The 15,500-nt window shown below is 71.0% G+C and carries 16 protein-coding genes; 11 read left to right on the top strand and 5 right to left on the bottom strand.

Features of this window, described 5'->3' with window-relative positions:
• The first annotated feature begins 17 nt into the window (after window positions 1–17).
• The 7 genes from AB0M88_RS00580 to AB0M88_RS00610 are packed head-to-tail and all read left to right on the top strand — an operon-like array spanning window position 18 to window position 4,771.
• The gene (locus tag AB0M88_RS00580; protein ID WP_364093308.1) at window positions 18–1,232 is read left to right on the top strand and encodes an NAD(P)/FAD-dependent oxidoreductase; all 1,215 of its coding nucleotides are present in this window, start codon (window positions 18–20) and stop codon (window positions 1,230–1,232) included.
• Window positions 1,229–2,554 (top strand): FAD-binding protein, encoded by a 1,326-nt coding sequence (locus tag AB0M88_RS00585; protein WP_364093311.1) that lies wholly within the window; start codon window positions 1,229–1,231, stop codon window positions 2,552–2,554. Before AB0M88_RS00580 ends, AB0M88_RS00585 begins: the two co-directional genes overlap by 4 nt.
• Window positions 2,547–2,753, top strand: a complete 207-nt coding sequence (locus tag AB0M88_RS00590) for a VOC family protein (RefSeq protein ID WP_364093314.1) — start codon at window positions 2,547–2,549, stop codon at window positions 2,751–2,753. Before AB0M88_RS00585 ends, AB0M88_RS00590 begins: the two co-directional genes overlap by 8 nt.
• A complete protein-coding gene (locus tag AB0M88_RS00595) occupies window positions 2,750–3,604 on the top strand; it encodes an NAD(P)H-dependent oxidoreductase (RefSeq protein ID WP_364093317.1) in 855 nt (284 codons plus the stop codon). The genes AB0M88_RS00590 and AB0M88_RS00595 overlap by 4 nt, the downstream gene beginning before the upstream one ends.
• On the top strand, window positions 3,601–3,867 hold the full coding sequence (locus tag AB0M88_RS00600) for a hypothetical protein (protein ID WP_364093319.1): 267 nt from the start codon (window positions 3,601–3,603) through the stop codon (window positions 3,865–3,867). Before AB0M88_RS00595 ends, AB0M88_RS00600 begins: the two co-directional genes overlap by 4 nt.
• Window positions 3,855–4,244, top strand: a complete 390-nt coding sequence (locus AB0M88_RS00605) for a hypothetical protein (RefSeq protein WP_364093510.1) — start codon at window positions 3,855–3,857, stop codon at window positions 4,242–4,244. Before AB0M88_RS00600 ends, AB0M88_RS00605 begins: the two co-directional genes overlap by 13 nt.
• Window positions 4,241–4,771 (top strand): alpha-L-rhamnosidase C-terminal domain-containing protein, encoded by a 531-nt coding sequence (locus AB0M88_RS00610; RefSeq protein WP_364093321.1) that lies wholly within the window; start codon window positions 4,241–4,243, stop codon window positions 4,769–4,771. The genes AB0M88_RS00605 and AB0M88_RS00610 overlap by 4 nt, the downstream gene beginning before the upstream one ends.
• Here the strand turns inward: AB0M88_RS00610 and AB0M88_RS00615 are convergent.
• The 3 genes from AB0M88_RS00615 to AB0M88_RS00625 form a co-directional block, all read right to left on the bottom strand.
• Window positions 4,737–6,452 carry a hypothetical protein gene (locus AB0M88_RS00615; RefSeq protein ID WP_364093324.1) on the bottom strand — a complete coding sequence of 572 codons (1,716 nt, stop codon included), beginning with the start codon at window positions 6,450–6,452 and terminating at the stop codon, window positions 4,737–4,739. The two genes, AB0M88_RS00610 and AB0M88_RS00615, sit on opposite strands and share 35 nt — an antisense overlap.
• Window positions 6,453–6,459: 7 nt before the next feature.
• Window positions 6,460–7,041: a LemA family protein gene (locus tag AB0M88_RS00620; protein ID WP_364093327.1), complete on the bottom strand. Its 582-nt coding sequence runs from the start codon at window positions 7,039–7,041 to the stop codon at window positions 6,460–6,462.
• A gap of 80 nt (window positions 7,042–7,121) precedes the next feature.
• Window positions 7,122–8,150 (bottom strand): LacI family DNA-binding transcriptional regulator, encoded by a 1,029-nt coding sequence (locus tag AB0M88_RS00625; protein ID WP_364093330.1) that lies wholly within the window; start codon window positions 8,148–8,150, stop codon window positions 7,122–7,124.
• 262 nt (window positions 8,151–8,412) lie between these two features.
• Here AB0M88_RS00625 and AB0M88_RS00630 point away from each other — a divergent pair, with 262 nt between their 5' ends.
• Genes AB0M88_RS00630 through AB0M88_RS00645 form a run of 4 tightly spaced genes read left to right on the top strand, consistent with a single transcriptional unit; the run spans window position 8,413 to window position 13,071 of the window.
• Entirely contained in the window at window positions 8,413–9,768 is a 1,356-nt protein-coding gene (locus tag AB0M88_RS00630) for an extracellular solute-binding protein (protein WP_364093333.1), read from the top strand.
• 2 nt (window positions 9,769–9,770) lie between these two features.
• Window positions 9,771–10,718 carry a sugar ABC transporter permease gene (locus AB0M88_RS00635; RefSeq protein WP_364093336.1) on the top strand — a complete coding sequence of 316 codons (948 nt, stop codon included), beginning with the start codon at window positions 9,771–9,773 and terminating at the stop codon, window positions 10,716–10,718.
• On the top strand, window positions 10,715–11,563 hold the full coding sequence (locus tag AB0M88_RS00640) for a carbohydrate ABC transporter permease (protein WP_364093339.1): 849 nt from the start codon (window positions 10,715–10,717) through the stop codon (window positions 11,561–11,563). The genes AB0M88_RS00635 and AB0M88_RS00640 overlap by 4 nt, the downstream gene beginning before the upstream one ends.
• A complete protein-coding gene (locus AB0M88_RS00645) occupies window positions 11,560–13,071 on the top strand; it encodes an alpha-N-arabinofuranosidase (RefSeq protein WP_364093341.1) in 1,512 nt (503 codons plus the stop codon). The genes AB0M88_RS00640 and AB0M88_RS00645 overlap by 4 nt, the downstream gene beginning before the upstream one ends.
• 56 nt (window positions 13,072–13,127) lie before the next feature.
• On the opposite strand, the gene AB0M88_RS00650 is transcribed toward AB0M88_RS00645, so the two are convergent.
• Both AB0M88_RS00650 and AB0M88_RS00655 read right to left on the bottom strand, forming a co-directional pair.
• Complete coding sequence (locus AB0M88_RS00650; protein WP_364093342.1) at window positions 13,128–13,733, bottom strand: hypothetical protein; 606 nt, start codon at window positions 13,731–13,733, stop codon at window positions 13,128–13,130.
• Between the two features lie 96 nt (window positions 13,734–13,829).
• Window positions 13,830–15,455, bottom strand: a complete 1,626-nt coding sequence (locus tag AB0M88_RS00655; RefSeq protein ID WP_364093345.1) for an FAD-dependent monooxygenase — start codon at window positions 15,453–15,455, stop codon at window positions 13,830–13,832.
• Window positions 15,456–15,500 lie beyond the last annotated feature (45 nt).

Here is a 15,500-nt window from a genome sequence, read left to right on the forward strand (position 1 = left end):
AACTGAGGAGTCTTGCCGTGATCCGACCGCTGCACGTGCTGATCGCCGGAGGCGGCCTGTCCGGCCTCGGCGTCGCCCAGGGACTGGTGAAGAGCGGGCACACCGTCGAGGTCTTCGAGCGGGACCGCGACCTCAACCGCAAGCAGGGCTACTACCTGCACATGAACGCGTTCGGCGGCGAGGCCCTGCGCGCGCTGCTGCCGGACGACCTGTTCGCGCTCTACCAGGCCACCTCGCGGGTCACCTACGAGCGGCGGGAGTCGGTCGTGCTGCACGACCACTTCGGTGAGCTCAGCTCGCAGCCCCACCTCGGGCCGCCGAACGAGGGCGAGATCCCGCACACCGGGGTGCACCGCCGGACGCTGCGCCAGATCCTCAGTGCCCGCCTGGGCGGCGCGCTGCGGGTCGGCGCCCCGGTCACCGGCTACACCGAGGACGCCGACGGGGTGACCGTCACGCTCGCCGGCGGCGGCATCGCCCGCGGCGACCTGCTGGTCGGCGCCGACGGCATCCGTTCCGTCGTCCGGACCCAGCGGCTGCCCGAGGTGCCGGTCATCCCGGCCGGCGTGCGGGGCATCGGCGTCTACGGCCGCGTGCCGCTCACCGCGGAGCTGCGCGAGATCGTGCCGGCCAATCTGATGGACGGCGTCGTGATCGCCGTCGACCGGGCCGGCAGCCGGATGCTGGTCGGCGTCTTCGACCCGCGGCAGCCGGTGCACGAGGCGGCGAAGCGGATCGCGCCGGACGTCACGCTCGACCCGGTCGGGCCGTACATGATGGTGTCGTGCAGCGTCGCCCCGGGCACCGAGGTGCCGCCGTCGGCCGAGTGGACCGCCGAGACCCCGGCGATGCTGCGCGACTCGATGCGGCGGGCGGTGGCCCTCTGGCACCCGGCCGCCGCGGAGATCGTCGGCCGGATGGACCTCGACTCGATCTTCATGATCCCGTTCGGCTTCATCGTGCCGGCCGGGACCTGGGAGCCGTCCCGGGTCACGCTGGTCGGCGACGCCGCGCACGCGATGCTCCCGACCCTCGGCATGGGTGCCAACCTGGCCCTGCGTGACGCCGAGAAGCTGGTCGAGCAGCTGGTCCGGGGAACCGATCCGGTCGCCGCGATCGGCGGGTACGAGAAGGACATGCGCGAGGTCGCCTACCCGTTCCACGCGATGACCCTCGACCACGACAAGAACTTCGGCGGCGGGGCCCTCGCCGAGTCCCATGACGCCGGATGATCCGCCGCGGCGACCCCGGGTATGAGCGGGCGCGGGCCGGCCGGATCTTCAACGACCGGCGCCCGGACCGCTACCCGGCGGCGATCCTGCTCGCGGAGAACGCCGGCGACGTGGCCGCCGGAGTGCGCCTCGCCCGCGCGGAGAACCTGACCGTCAGCGTCCGATCGGGCGGCCACTCCTGGGCGGCGTGGAGCCTGCGGGACGACGCGCTGCTGATCGACCTCGGCGGCCTGAACCGGCTCGACTACGACGAGACGACCGGCGTGGTCGTGGCCGGGCCGGCGGTGCGTGGCGGCCTCGACCTGTCCCCGTTCCTGGCCGAGCACGGGCGCGCGTTCCCCGGCGGCCACTGCCCGTCGGTCGGGCTCGGCGGCTATCTGCTGCAGGGCGGCCAGGGCTGGAACGGCCGCCGGATGGGCTGGGCCTGCGAGAGCGTGGTGGCGGTCGACGTGGTCACCGCCGACGGCTCGCTCGTCCGCGCCGACGCGACCCAGCACAGCGACCTCTATTGGGCGGCTCGCGGTGCCGGCCCGGGCTTCCCCGGCATCGTGACCGCGTTCCACCTCCGGACGTACGAGGCTCCGGCCGTCATGTGGCACGACACCCGGACGTTCCGCCCCGGCGACGGCCCGGTCCTGCTGGCCTGGCTGCACGAGCTGCTGCCGGCGCTGGACCGCCGGATCGAGCCGGTCCTCGCGGCGACCCGGCTGCCCGGCGAGCTCACGCTCCTGCTGCACACCACGGTCATGGCCGGCTCGGACGACGAGGCCACCGAGCTGTTGCGGGTGTTCGCCGAGGGGCCGCTGGCCGGGAAGGAACTCAGCCAGATCACCGGGCCGACCTCACTGGCCGAGGAGTGCGCGGCGCAGGACACCCAGAGCCCCTCGGCTCATCGGTACGCCGTCGACTGCACGTGGACCGACGCGCCGGCCGGCGTCCTGGAAGCGTTGCTGGGCCGGCTCTGGAGCGAGCTGGACACCGAGCACTCATTCTCGATCTGGTACGGCTGGGCGCCCGACCGGGAGCTGCCCGACATGGCGTTCTCGGTGCAGGGCAACGTCTACATCGCCACCTACGCGATCTACTCCGACCCGGCCGACGACGAGCGGTACCGGGAGTGGGTGCACGCGCGGACGGCGGACATCGCGCGGCACGGCGCCGGGGTCTATCTCGGGGACACCGACTTCAGCCGGCGGCAGGACCGGTTCCTCTCCGGCGAGAACTTCCGGCGGCTGGAGGAGATCCGGGCGCGGCGCGATCCGGACGGCATCTTCGCGTCCTATCTGACCGCCGACGCGGCCGGGCTGAACGTCCATGGCTGAGCCGCGCCTCGACCACGCCGGGCTCTGCGTGCGGAGCCTGGAAAGCGCCGCGGACTGGTACTGCGCCGCGTTCGTCGGGCTCGGCGCGCGACCGGTGATGACGCCGCGGCCGTCGCCGGAGCCGGGCGTGCGGATGGCGTTCGTCGCCGACCCGGAAGGCAACCTGGTCGAGATCCTGTCCCGAGGAGCACACCCATGAAGGTTCTGGGGCTCGGCTGCGGCCAGCCCGGCGGCAGCGCCGAGATCCTGCTGACCGCGGCGCTGCGCGCGGCCGGGGACGCGCAACTGGTCCGGCTGACCGACCTGACGACCGACGACCACCGGTGGTGGCTCTGGGAGCGGCTGGTCGAGTGCGACGGGCTGATCGTAAGCACACCGATCATCAACCGCACCGTCGCCGCCCGGCTCAAGACGGTGATCGACTTCCTGCTCGGGCCGAACGCGGACGCCGCGATCATCGAGCACCTGGTCGAGGTCCGCCGGAGCGGCGCCGAGCCGGCCGTCCCGTTCCGGGTCGACGAGCGGGTGCTCAAGCCGCGGGTAGCCGGCCTGATCGCGGTCGGCGGCTCGCTCACTCCACAGTGGAAGACGCTGGCTCTCCCATTGCTGCACACCACCGTGTTCTCGATGCACATGGCGGTGGTCGACCAGGTGGCGTACGGCGGTGCCGGCACGCCACGGTCGATCCTGCTCGACGAGGCGGCGCTGGAGCGCGCGGCGCGGCTCGGCGGCAATGTGGCGTCGCAGCTCGGGGTGGCGTTCGACGACGTGCGCTATCTGGGACCGCCGGGACTGTGCCCGATGTGCCACCTCAGCGTCGTCGAGCTGAACGGCACCGCGGTCACCTGCGCGACCTGCGGCAGTACGGGGGAGTGGGCGGACAGCACGATCCGGTGGACGGATCTGACCACGTCGGTGATCTCGATGGCCGAGAAGCGGGCGCACGCCCGCGAGATCCAGGAGACCGCGGCGGCTCAGGCCAAGGCGCGGGGCGAGATCGACGCGCGGGCGGCGCGCTTCGGGACGTACGAGCACGTGGTGCGGCCGTGATCCCGTGCGGGCTGCGCGTCGAACACCTGGATCATCCGCTGGGCATTCACACCGCGGCGCCCCGGTTCTCGTGGCGGCTGCCTGAGGGTGTGGCGCGGCAGGAGGCGTACCGGATCCGGACCAGCAACGGCTGGGACACCGGCCGGGTCGACAGCGACCGCAGCCTGCTGATCGCCTATGACGGCCCGGAGCTGCGGTCAGCACCAAGTGGCTGCGGGACGTGGCGGCCGACCAGTGGGCCGACGGGACGGTGGCGAACATGAGCCCGTGCCCGCCCGCCGAGGGCCCGGAGTCGCCGATGGCCTGGCTGAACGGCTCGGCCGGCTGGGGCGACGCGGTCGTGATCGTGCCGTGGGAGCTCTACCGGCAGTACGGCGACGAGCGGATCCTGGCCGAGATGTGGCCGGCGATGGAGGCCTGGATCGGCCGGGCCGCGCGGATGGCCCGCACCCGGCGGAACCCGGCCCGGACCGTTCCCGCGCCACACGAGGAGTTCCTGTGGGACAGCGGATTCCACTGGGGTGAGTGGCTGGTCCCGGGGGTCGAGGAGCACCCGTCCCCGGACGCCGACCACAGCGACGTGGCCACCGCCTACCTCGCCTACTCGGCCGGGCTGATGGCGCGGATCGCCGTCTGGTGACATTGATCCGTTCGGCCGGCACCCACCTGGCCACCGGCTTCCTGGCGACCCCGCACCTGCTGCCCGTCCTGGCCGACACCGGCCACGACGAGGTCGCCTACGACCTGCTGTTCCAGGACACCGAACCCTCCTGGCTGACGATGATCGACCGCGGCGCGACGACGATGTGGGAACACTGGAACGGCGTCGACGCCGACGGGGTCGCCCACGGTTCGCTCAACCACTACGCCAAGGGCGCGGTCGTCTCGTTCCTCCACCGGTACGTCGCGGGCCTACGACTGGTCGAGCCGGCCTACCGCCATTTCCGCGTGCATCCGCACCCGGGCGGCGGCCTCACCTGGGCCGAGGCGGTGCACGACTCCCCGTACGGCCGCATCGAGGTCCGCTGGGACGCCCACCCCGCCTTCGTTCTGACCGTAACCGTCCCACCGGGCTGCACCGCCGACGCAACCCTCCCCGACGGCACGACCCAGCGCCTCGCCCCCGGCGTTTCTAGGTTCGGAGACGGTGCGTCGCCTGCTCCATGAGCCACGGCAGGGCGGCCCGGGCGACCCGGCCGTCGCCGGTCAGGTTGGCGACGACGGTGGTGTCGCCGGTGCGGTAGACGCCGATGTCGCCGTTGATGAAGAAGCCGCCCGGGTGCCCGACGCCCCGGGAGGAGTTGAGGCGCCAGGCCAGCCGGCCGCCCATGCCCGACACCGACTGCACCATCAGCAGCGTCTTGCCGTTGTCGGCCGCGCAGTAGTGGGTGCCCCACGGGATCGGTGAGGCGGTGACCTCGCGCCCGAACATCTGGGCGACGTCGGAGGCCGGGAACAGCGACGGCCGTTCGGGAACGGCGACCGACGCCGCCGGGGCCACCGGGGCGACCGGGGTGACGTCGCGGGTGCGGCCCTGCCCGACCACGGTCAGCGTGACCACGCGGCGCGACCAGGGCCGGACCGCCACGGTCACCGTGTCACCGTCGTGGCAGGACGTTGCCGAGGCGATCGGCACACCCCACGCCACCGTGCGGTCGGCCGATCCGTCGTCGATCGCCAGGTAGTCGAGCCACGGCACCGGCGGTTCGTCCTCGCCGCCACTGCGCGACTTCCAGTTCTCCCGCCACAGCACCTCGCCGGTGATCTCCCGCGTCATGGCCAGGTCGAGGCCCGCCCGGATGAGCAGGTAGACGCCGAACAGGAGAAGCACCAGACCGGGAAGGGGGGACCAGGACGAGAGGAACCGCAGCAACAGCCCGCCGGCCACCGCGACGATCAGCCCTCGGATCACCTGCGACGAGGTGGGCCGCCCGTAGCGCGGCCAGAACGAGGGATATCGCACCCGCACCCGGTGCCACGTGCCGCCGAACGACGACCACACCAGCCTCTTGTCGCCCATCTCGAGGTCGAGCACCGCGCTGGCGAGCCGGGTCGCCCCGACCGCCGCGCCGTAACCCAGGTAGCGGTCCCAGATCGCCACCGACGCGGGCGGCAGCTCGTCGAACTGGTCGTGCCCGCGCAGCCAGTCGCGTACGCCCAGCCAGCGCGCCGCGACCTCGCGGCCGGCCGGGGTGTCCCGTTCGCCCATCGCCCGCCCGGCGACCGCCGAGAGGATGCCGAAGGCGAGGAGGCCCGCGCCGAATCCCGGCTTGTCGTCGTCGGCCCGGCCGAGGCCGTAGTGCACCGCGGCCAGGCCGATGATCACGCCGGCCGCCGCGGCCGAGAACACCAGGAGGGTGACGACGCCCTTGCCGAAGCGCCGGCGGGACAGGCCCGCCGCGCGCGCCTCGTCGACCACCGCGGTGCGCAGCCGCGAGTTCCACGACTTCGACTCGGCCTCGTTGCGGAAGGTCAGGGCGGTGATCGGGACAACCCCGCCGACGGCGAGGCCGCGGATCCGGCTCAGCACCTGACTTTCGTACGGCCGCAGACCGCTCGCGTCCGGTGCCACCGCCGGCACGTGCACCGTGGTCTGCATCGGGTCGAGCCCGGGCTGGCGGAGCTCGAAGAACTTGCGGGCGGCCAGGTCGAGCAGCGTCGACTCGGCCGCGTCCTCGGTCAGCGACCACCGGCCGACCAGGAAGCTGACCAGGGCCGGCGACTCCGGGCCGAGGTCCATGGTGGCCGGCGCCGCCGGCGGCAGTGCCGGGCGGGTCGCCACCCGGCACATCGCGTAGATTCCGGACCAGACGGCAAGCGTGGCGGCGACCGCCACAAGATCGATCATCGCCGGGTCAGAACCGCACCTGGACCGGACCGCGCTCCTCGCCGGCCGCCTGGAAGAACTCGCGGGCGCGGAAGCCGCCCAGGCCGGCGATCAGGTTGGTCGGCAGGGTCTGCGCCGCGTTGTTGTACGACTGGACCGCGCTGGTGAAGAACTGCCGCGCGTACGCGATCTTGTCTTCGGTGTTGGCCAGCTCGATCTGCAGGGCCGCGAAGTTCTGGTTGGCCTTGAGGTCGGGATAGGCCTCGGCGACCGCGATGAGCCGGCCGAGTGCCTGGGTGAGCATGCCTTCCGCCTCGGCACGCTGGGCCGGGCCGCCGCCCTGCGACATGTTCATCGCGTTGCCCCGGGCCGCCACGACGGCGTCGAGGGTGCCGCGCTCGTGGGCCGCGTAGCCCTGGACCGTCTGGACGAGGTTGGGAATCAGGTCGTAACGCCGCTTGAGCTGCACGTCGATCTGAGCCCAGGACGCGTCGGCCTGGTTGCGCAGCCGGACCAGCCGGTTGTACGCCGCGATGATCCAGATGATTACCGCCAGGATGACGATCAGCAACACTCCTCCGACGACCGAAGCCGTCGCACTACCGCCCATGTCAACCCTTCTGATGCCGGGACGTCCCTATGTCACGCAACTTAGTGGTGACGCACAACACCAGGGGATTGACCGAACGGTTATGTCATAGCGGCTCCGCCCAGGGTGCTTTGCCGGGCGATAAGCCGGTGTCGGGCGAGCAGTTCCACGCCGGCCACCGGTTCGCGGCTGCCGATCCGCATGATCAGACGTTCCACCGCCATCTGGGCGATCGCCTTCTTGTCGGGCGAGATGGTGCTGATCGTCGGCCGGCCGTACCGGCCGTCCTCGATGTCGTCGTAGCCGATGATCGCGACATCCTCGGGCACCCGGACGCCCCGGGCCAGCAGGGTGTGGATCGCCCCGGAGGCGACCAGGTCGCTGTAGCAGAACACGGCGTCCGGCGGGTCGTCCCGGTCGAGCAGGGCGGCCATCGCGGTCGCGCCGTCGATCCGGTTGAACCGTGGCGTGCCGATGATCAGTGACTCGTCGACCGGCAACCCGGCCGAGGCGTGCGCCTCGCGGAATCCCTCGGTACGCCGCTGGGCCGCCTCACCGGTCGGGTAGGGCTGGTCGCCGATGGCCGCGATCCGCCGCCGCCCCAGCGAGATGAGGTGGTCGACCGCGTCCCGTGAGGCGGCCACGTCGTCGATGCCGACGTGGTCGAAGACGCCGTCCGACCGCCGCTCGCCGAGCACGACCAGCGGCAGCGTGCTGTCGCGGACGGCCAGGTCGTCCTGGGAGAGGCCGAGCGGGCTGATGATCATCCCGTCGAAGAGGAACCCGCGCGAGCCGCGCCCGATCAGCTCGCCCTCGTGGCGCGGGTCGCCGTCGGTCTGGTCGATCAGCACGTTGTAGCCGCCCTTGCGGGCCGCCGGGATGATCGCCTGCAGCAGCTCGGCGAAGTAGGGCGTGTCCAGATAGGGCACGACCACGGCGATCTGCCCGGACCGCCCGTTGGCCAGGTTGCGGGCGAGCACGTTGGGCCGGTAGCCGAGCTGGGCGATCGCCTGTTCCACCTTGGCCCGGGTGGCCGGGGTGACCTTGGCGTAGCCGTTCACGACGTTGGAGACCGTGCGGGGCGAGACTCCGGCGAGATCGGCGACGTCGCGCAAGGTGGTTTCGCGCATCCCGCGCCTCCCAGAGGTGTGGCTGATTGTAACGACGGTATTTCCGCGGGATTGCCTCTTGCCAGAGCCGAACGGCCGGGGCATAGTCCTTTGCAGCGCTGCAATCGGAATCTACCCCACACTTCACGGCGAGTGGTGAGCTCCCCCTCCCCCTCTTCAATGACATCACCCAAGCGCGACGGCGGCCCACCTTCAGTGACGCGCCGTAATGACGCATGCCCGTCGAAGCGCTTCCGCCGAGGCCCCGATGGAGGCCGGAAGTATGCGAATTTCCCAGTTGATGACGATCGCCGGAACCCTCTCCCTGGTAGCCGGCCTGGCCGCCTGCGGGGGCGGCAAGGACAACGCGTCGGCCGACCGGCCGAAGCCCACCAACTGCACCAACAAGATCGTTCACGAGGACGCGGCCCGGGTCTCGGTCTGGGCCTGGTACCCGAACATGGCCAAGGTCGTCGACAACTTCAACAACGCCCACACCGACGTGCAGGTCTGCTGGACCGTCGCCGGGCAGGGAGCGCCGGAGTACGCCAAGTTCCAGACCGCGATCTCGGCCAAGAAGGGCGCCCCCGACGTGGTCATGCTCGAGGCCGACCAGCTGGTCGGCTTCGAGATCCAGGGCGCGCTGGTCGACCTCAGCCAGTACGGCGCCAACGACGTGAAGGCCAACTTCAGTGCCGGCGCGTGGAAGGACGTCTCGCAGGGCGGCGCGGTCTACGCGATCCCGATCGACGGCGGCCCGATGGCGATGATCTACCGCACCGACGTCTTCAAGAAGTACGGCATCACCCCGCCCAAGACCTGGGCCGAGTACGCCGCCGACGCGGCCAAGGTGCACGCGGCCGGCGGCCCGGCGTTCGGTGACTTCGGCAGCAACGTGCCGGCCGCGACCACCGCCCTGATGATCCAGAAGGGCGCGAACCCGTTCGTCTACGACCTGCAGGACAAGCAGAACATCACCGTCAAGCTGGACGACCAGGCGACCAAGGACGTGCTCTCCTACTGGGGCGACCTGGCGACCAAGAAGGAGGTCGGCACCGTCGACCAGTTCACCACCGACTACATCGCCGGCGTGGTCAACGGGAAGTACGCGACCTACATCTCGGCCGCCTGGGCTCCCGGCTATCTGACCGGCGCCGGCGTCGGCAAGGGCGCCGAGAAGGGCAAGTTCGCGGTCGCGCCGCTGCCGCAGTGGGATCCGGCCAACCCGGTCTCGGTCAACTGGGGCGGTTCCACCTTCGCGGTGACCAACCAGGCGGCCGACAAGAAGGCGGCGGCCGAAGTGGCCAAGGGCCTGTACGCCGACGAGCCCTCGCTGACCGACGGCTGGCAGACCCAGACGATCTTCCCGCTCAACCAGAACGTGCTGAAGTCGGACGCGTTCGTCAACGCCAAGGTCGACTTCTTCAGCGGGCAGACCGCCAACAAGGACATCTACATCCCGGCCGAGAACGCGTACAAGGGCTTCACCTACAGCCCGTTCACGGTCTACTACTACGCCCAGCTCCAGGCCCAGATCGCGAAGATCAACCAGGGCAAGACGACCGGCGCCCAGGCGGCCACCGACCTTCAGCAGATCATCGTGAAATACGCCCAGAGCCAGGGCTTCAAGGTCAGTTGACGATGGCGATCATCGAATCGGCTCCGGCGGACGCCGGCGCGGCCCACGACGTACGGAAGGGCGCCGCGTCGGGATCTTCCCGGCGCGGCGCCGTGGGGTGGCTCTTCATCCTGCCCTTCCTGGTGGTGTTCGCCGCGTTCCTGGTGGCGCCGCTGGTCTACGCGGGCTATCTGAGCCTCTACACCAAGGGCCTGGCGACCGGCACGACGTTCGCCGGCATCCACAACTACACCCGCGCGTTCACCGACCCGTCGTTCCTCAAGGGACTGTGGTTGGTGGTGCGGTTCAGCCTGGTCGTGATCCCGCTGCAGATGATCGTCGCGCTGATCGCGGCGCTCGTGCTGGACGAGGTCACCGGCCGGCTGGCCCGCTTCTCGCGGTTGATGATCTTCCTGCCGTACGCGGTGCCGGCCGTGATCGGCGCGCTGATGTGGGGCTTCCTGTACAGCCCGTCGTTCGGCCCGCTGCAGCAGATCTCCGGCCTGTTCAACGTGCAGGCCCCGTTCCTGCTGAGCCACGGCAACATCTTCTACGGCCTGCTGAACGTCGTGACCTGGCAGTGGTCCGGCTACTACATGGTGATCCTCTACGCCGCGCTGAAGAGCGTCGACTCGACGATCTACGAGGCGGCCCGGATCGACGGCGCGTCCGGCCGCCAGATCGCATTCAAGATCAAAGTTCCGATGATCTCGTCGGCGTTCGCGCTGATCATCGTCTTCTCGCTGATCGGCACCCTGCAGTTCTTCACCGAACCGCAGGTGCTCGGGCCGATCGCCAACGGCTCGGTCACGCCCGACTTCACGCCCAACATCTACGCGTTCAACCTGGCCTTCACCTACGCCCAGTTCAACTACGCGTCGACGATCTCGTTCTCGCTCGGCTTCGTGGTGTTCCTGGCCGTCGGCATCTTCATGTTCGCCACCCGCAAACGAGGGAGCCTGTTCACGTGAGCCCGCCCCGCCATGTCTGGGCGAAACTTCTGCTCCTCGCCCTGATCTGCTACTTCCTGGTGCCGGTCTGGTGGCTGGTCGTGGCCAGCACGAAGAACGCGCAGGGCCTGTTCTCGGGCTCGGGCGCGCTCTGGTTCCACGGCTTCCACCTGTTCGGCAACCTCAAGGACCTGTTCACCTACAACAACGGCGAATACCTGCACTGGCTGGGCAACTCGGCGCTCTACGCCGCCACCGGCGGCATCGGCGCCACGATCATCTCGGTGCTGGCCGGGTACGGCTTCGCGAAGTTCGGCTTCCGCGGCCGCAACGCCGTTTTCGCCCTGGTCCTCGGCTCGGTCATGGTGCCGCTGACCGCGCTGGTCATCCCGACGTTCGTGATGATGAGCAACGCCGGGCTGACCGACACGATCTGGGCGGTCATCCTGCCGTCGCTGCTCAGCCCGTTCGCGGTCTATCTGATGCGGGTGTACGCCTCCGCCTCGGTGCCCGACGAACTGCTCGACGCGGCCCGCATCGACGGCGCCGGGGAACTGCGCACGTTCGTCCGGGTGGCGCTGCCGCTGATGCGGCCCGGCGTGATCACCGTGTTGCTGTTGTCGGTGGTCGCCACCTGGAACAACTACTTCCTGCCGCTGACCATGCTGTCCGACTCCAAGCTCTACCCGCTGACCGTCGGCATCGGCCTCTGGGAGCAGCTGGCCAGCAGCAACAACGGCGGCGGCACCTCGGTCTGGGGGCTGATCATCACCGGCTCCCTGGTCTCCATCATCCCGTTGATCATCGCGTTCCTGACCCTGCAGCGGTACTGGCAGGGCGGGCTGTCCGTGGGGAGTCTCAAGTGACCGATGCCCAGATCCGCCTGGACCCGGGCTTCACCGTCGCACCGGTGTCGCGCCGCACCTTCGGCAGCTTCGTCGAGCACATGGGCCGCGGCGTCTACACCGGCATCTACGAGCCCGGCCATCCCACCGCCGACGCCGACGGGTTCCGGCAGGACGTGCTCGACCTGGCCCGCGAGCTGGGCGTGACCGTGGTGCGCTATCCGGGCGGCAACTTCGTCTCCGGCTACCGCTGGGAGGACGGCGTCGGGCCGCGCCCGGGCCGGCCGGTGCGCCGCGACCTGGCCTGGCACAGCCTGGAGACCAACGAGGTCGGCGTCGACGAGTTCATGAGCTGGGCCCGCAAGGCCGGGGTCGAGGTCATGTACGCGCTCAACCTGGGCACCCGGGGCGTACAGGAGGCCCTCGACGTCCACGAGTACCTCAACCACCCCGACCGCACCCACCTGGCCGAACAGCGCCGCGCCAACGGGGCCGACGAGCCGTACGGGATCCGGATGTTCTGCCTCGGCAACGAGCTCGACGGCCCGTGGCAGACCGGCCACAAGACCGCCCACGAGTACGGCCGGCTGGCCGGCGAGACCGCCCGGGCCCTGCGCAGCGCCGACCCCGACCTCGAACTGGTGGCCTGCGGCAGCTCCGGCTCGTCGATGCCGACGTTCGGGACCTGGGAGTCCGAGGTCCTCGAGCTCACCTACGACACGGTCGACTACATCTCGGCCCACGCCTACTACTGGCCGACCAACGGCGACATCGGCAGCTTCCTGGCCTCCGCGGTCGACATGGACCACTTCGTCAACAGCGTGGTCGCCACCGCGGACAGCGTCGGCGCCCGGCTGAAGACGGCCAAGCGGCTGATGATCTCGTTCGACGAGTGGAACGTCTGGTACCAGGACGCCCACGAGGCCAAGCAGGCCACCGAGTGGGAGGTCGCCCCGCGGGTCATCGAGGACACCTACAACGTGGCCGACGCGGTGGTGGTCGGCAACCTGCTGATCTCGCTGCTCCGGCACAGCGACCGGGTCACCGCGGCCTGCCAGGCCCAGCTGGTCAACGTCATCGCGCCGATCCGCACCGAGCCGGACGGCCCGGCCTGGCGGCAGACGATCTTCCACCCGTTCGCGCTGACCTCCCGGCTGGCCAAGGGCGACGTGCTGCGCGTGGAGATCAGCGCGCCGACATATCTCACCGACCGCTTCGGTGAGGTGCCGCTGCTCGACGCGGTCGCCACCCACGATCCGCAGACCGGCGACCTCACGGTCTTCGCGGTCAACCGCCACCTCACCGAGGGCCTGGACCTGACGGTCCCGGTCGCCGGGTTCGGCCACCCGATGTCGGTCGCGGAGGCGTGGACCCTCACCGATGAGGACCTGTACGCGGTGAACACCGTCGACCATCCCGACCGGATCGTCCCGCACCCCACGGCCGGGGTGACCGTCGACGGGGGAGTGCTGAGCGCGACCCTCCCGCCCGTCTCGTGGAGCGCGATCCGCCTGGTCCGGGCCGGCTGACCGGTACGGAAAAACGCCGGGTCACGCGATCGCGTGACCCGGCGTCGGAAGGATCTTTACCGGGCGGCGTGCCGGAGCACGTCGGTGAGGCGGCCGGCCGAGCGCATCCCGGCCAGCTGGCCGTCGTGCAGGACGGTCAGGTCCTCGACCGCGCAGGCCGGCGGCGTGTGGCCGACCGCCGCCGCGAGCGCCGGATTGAGCCGCGCCCACGCGGTCAGCGCGTCGATCAGCGCGGCCTCCAGGCACTCGTGGGTGGTCTCCCCGCCGAGCGGACGCGCGATCAGCTGCTGCCGGTAGGGCCAGAACGACCACACCTTGGTCTCGTCGATCAGCTGCTCGACCGGGTCGGTACGCAGGTAGCGCAGCGCGATCTGCATCGTGTCCGGCCGGCTGTCGGCGATCAGATCGTCGACCATGCGGTGCCGGGCGTGGGCCCCGGCCACCTCGTAGAAGGTGCTGCGGCAGCCCCGCGGGCGGGCCGCCGCCACCACGCTCTTCCAGGTGAGCGGGTGACCCGGCCGGGAGGCGAGCAGCTCGGCGACGGCCTGGTAATAGACGACCTTGGTCTGCCAGTGATTGCGCCGCGGTGACTTGTTGTCGGCGAGCCGGCGGTGCCACCTGCCGATGACGGTGTAGCTCAGGTCCTCGATCGTCGTTGACATCGCCCCTGTCCCTTTCGGGTTGTGACCGGTCCAGCGATGTAGAGACTGTCTGGAGCAGGGGCACTGCCGCATCACGTGTTCACGCGATAAAGGCCTTCAGTCGTTTTTAGGGCGGCGGGCGGGGCGGTCGGATGGTTGGGGATGGCGGCCGGTGACCACGTCCAGAACGGCCTCCCAATCGGACGGTGACCGGTCGGCATGCCACGCGACGTGCTGGTCCGGGCGGATCAGCACCAGGCGGCTGGCCCAGCTCGCGCGGACCGCGGCGTCGGCGAGTCCGAAATAGGTCATCGGTATGCCCCGCCCCTCGGCCGCCGCGACCAGCGGCTTGCCGGCCGCCTGGTCGGTGAGGTCGACCAGCGTGAACTGGGGGCCGAGCCGGTCGAGCAGCGGCTCGCCGCCGGCCAGCCGCACGGCCGGCGGCCGCACCCCCGGGCGTACGCCCCGGCGCGCGGACCGGAGGCCCGGTGTCTCCTGCCAGAGGATCGGGGAGCGGGGATAGGCCCCCGAGCCCGCCGTGCCGGCCGGATCGAGCTGGGGTGGCTCCTGGAGCACGAAACGGGCCAGGAAATCGGCCGAGGCCCCGCCCGCGGCCAGCCGCCCGAACCGGCGCCGGGTCTCGACCGCCCGCACCAGCAGTTCCCGGTCGAGCAGGGCCTGCCGCCGGCGCTCGCCCTCGTAGCTGGCGAGCAGCGCCGGGCCGGCCCAGCCGTGCACCGCCGCGGCCAGCTTCCAGCCCAGGTCGATCGCGTCCCCGACGCAGGTGTCGACCCGGCTGCTCGGTGGGTGGAACCGGTGGGCCGACTGCCCGGCCAGGAACGTCGTGCCGCGCCGGAAGTGGCTGGCCACCCCGAGGCCGTCATCCCACTGGACGACGCCGAGCAGGTCGGGGCCGTCGAGGTCGATGCCGAGCCGGTCGCGCAGCAGGCGGGCCGGGTCGGTCGCGGCCGCCTCGTCGCGTTCGAGCGGCACGTGCGCGACCCAGGCGTCGGCCGGGGAACGCCGGCTCAGCGTGATGCCGCCCGCGATGATCATCGTCGGGCCGGGGCTCTCGGTCTCCCGCGGCCCGGTCTCCAACGGATAGTGGAAGGCGATGCTCAGGTGGTGGCCGGCCGGTTCCAGTTCGTCGACCGAAACGCCCAGGCAACGGCGTACGGTGCTGTGCGCGCCGTCGCAGCCGGCCAGGTAGTCCGCCTCGATCAGGTGCCGGGTGCCCGCCTCGGCGTCGAGCGCGGTCGCGACCGTGCCGCCCGGCTCCTGCCGCAGGTCGGTGCAGGTCCAGCCGGTGCGCAGGTCGATCCGGGGGTGTGCGCGCACCGCGTCGAGCAGCGCCGAGGTCAGGTCGGCGCTGGTGAGCAGCAGGTGGGGCTCGACCAGCGCGTCCTCGTCGGTGGCCAGAGAGTAGGCCCGGGACAGCTCGGCCGGCGACGGCAGGTTGGAGCTGAGCACCGGGGCCTGGTCGAGCCGGCGGCTCCAGAGCACGTCGACCGGGCACGTGGGGTCGACCGCCGCCGCGCGTACCCGGTCGGCCAGGCCGAGCCGGCGCAGCAGCTCGACGCTGCGGCCGTCGACCAGGGTCAGGTCGGGGTGGCGGGGTGGCCGCGCGGCCCGCTCCAGGACCACCGTGGACACCCCGTGATGAGCGAGTTCGAGAGCCAGGAGGCAGCCGGTCACCCCGGCGCCCACAATGAGCACCGGCGTGCGGAAGACAGGCGTCGTCATCGATTGCACCTCCGGTGCACATACTCGTCGGGCGACTATCCCGCG

Source organism: Actinoplanes sp. NPDC051411 (assembly GCF_040682075.1).
Classification (GTDB): domain Bacteria; phylum Actinomycetota; class Actinomycetes; order Mycobacteriales; family Micromonosporaceae; genus Actinoplanes.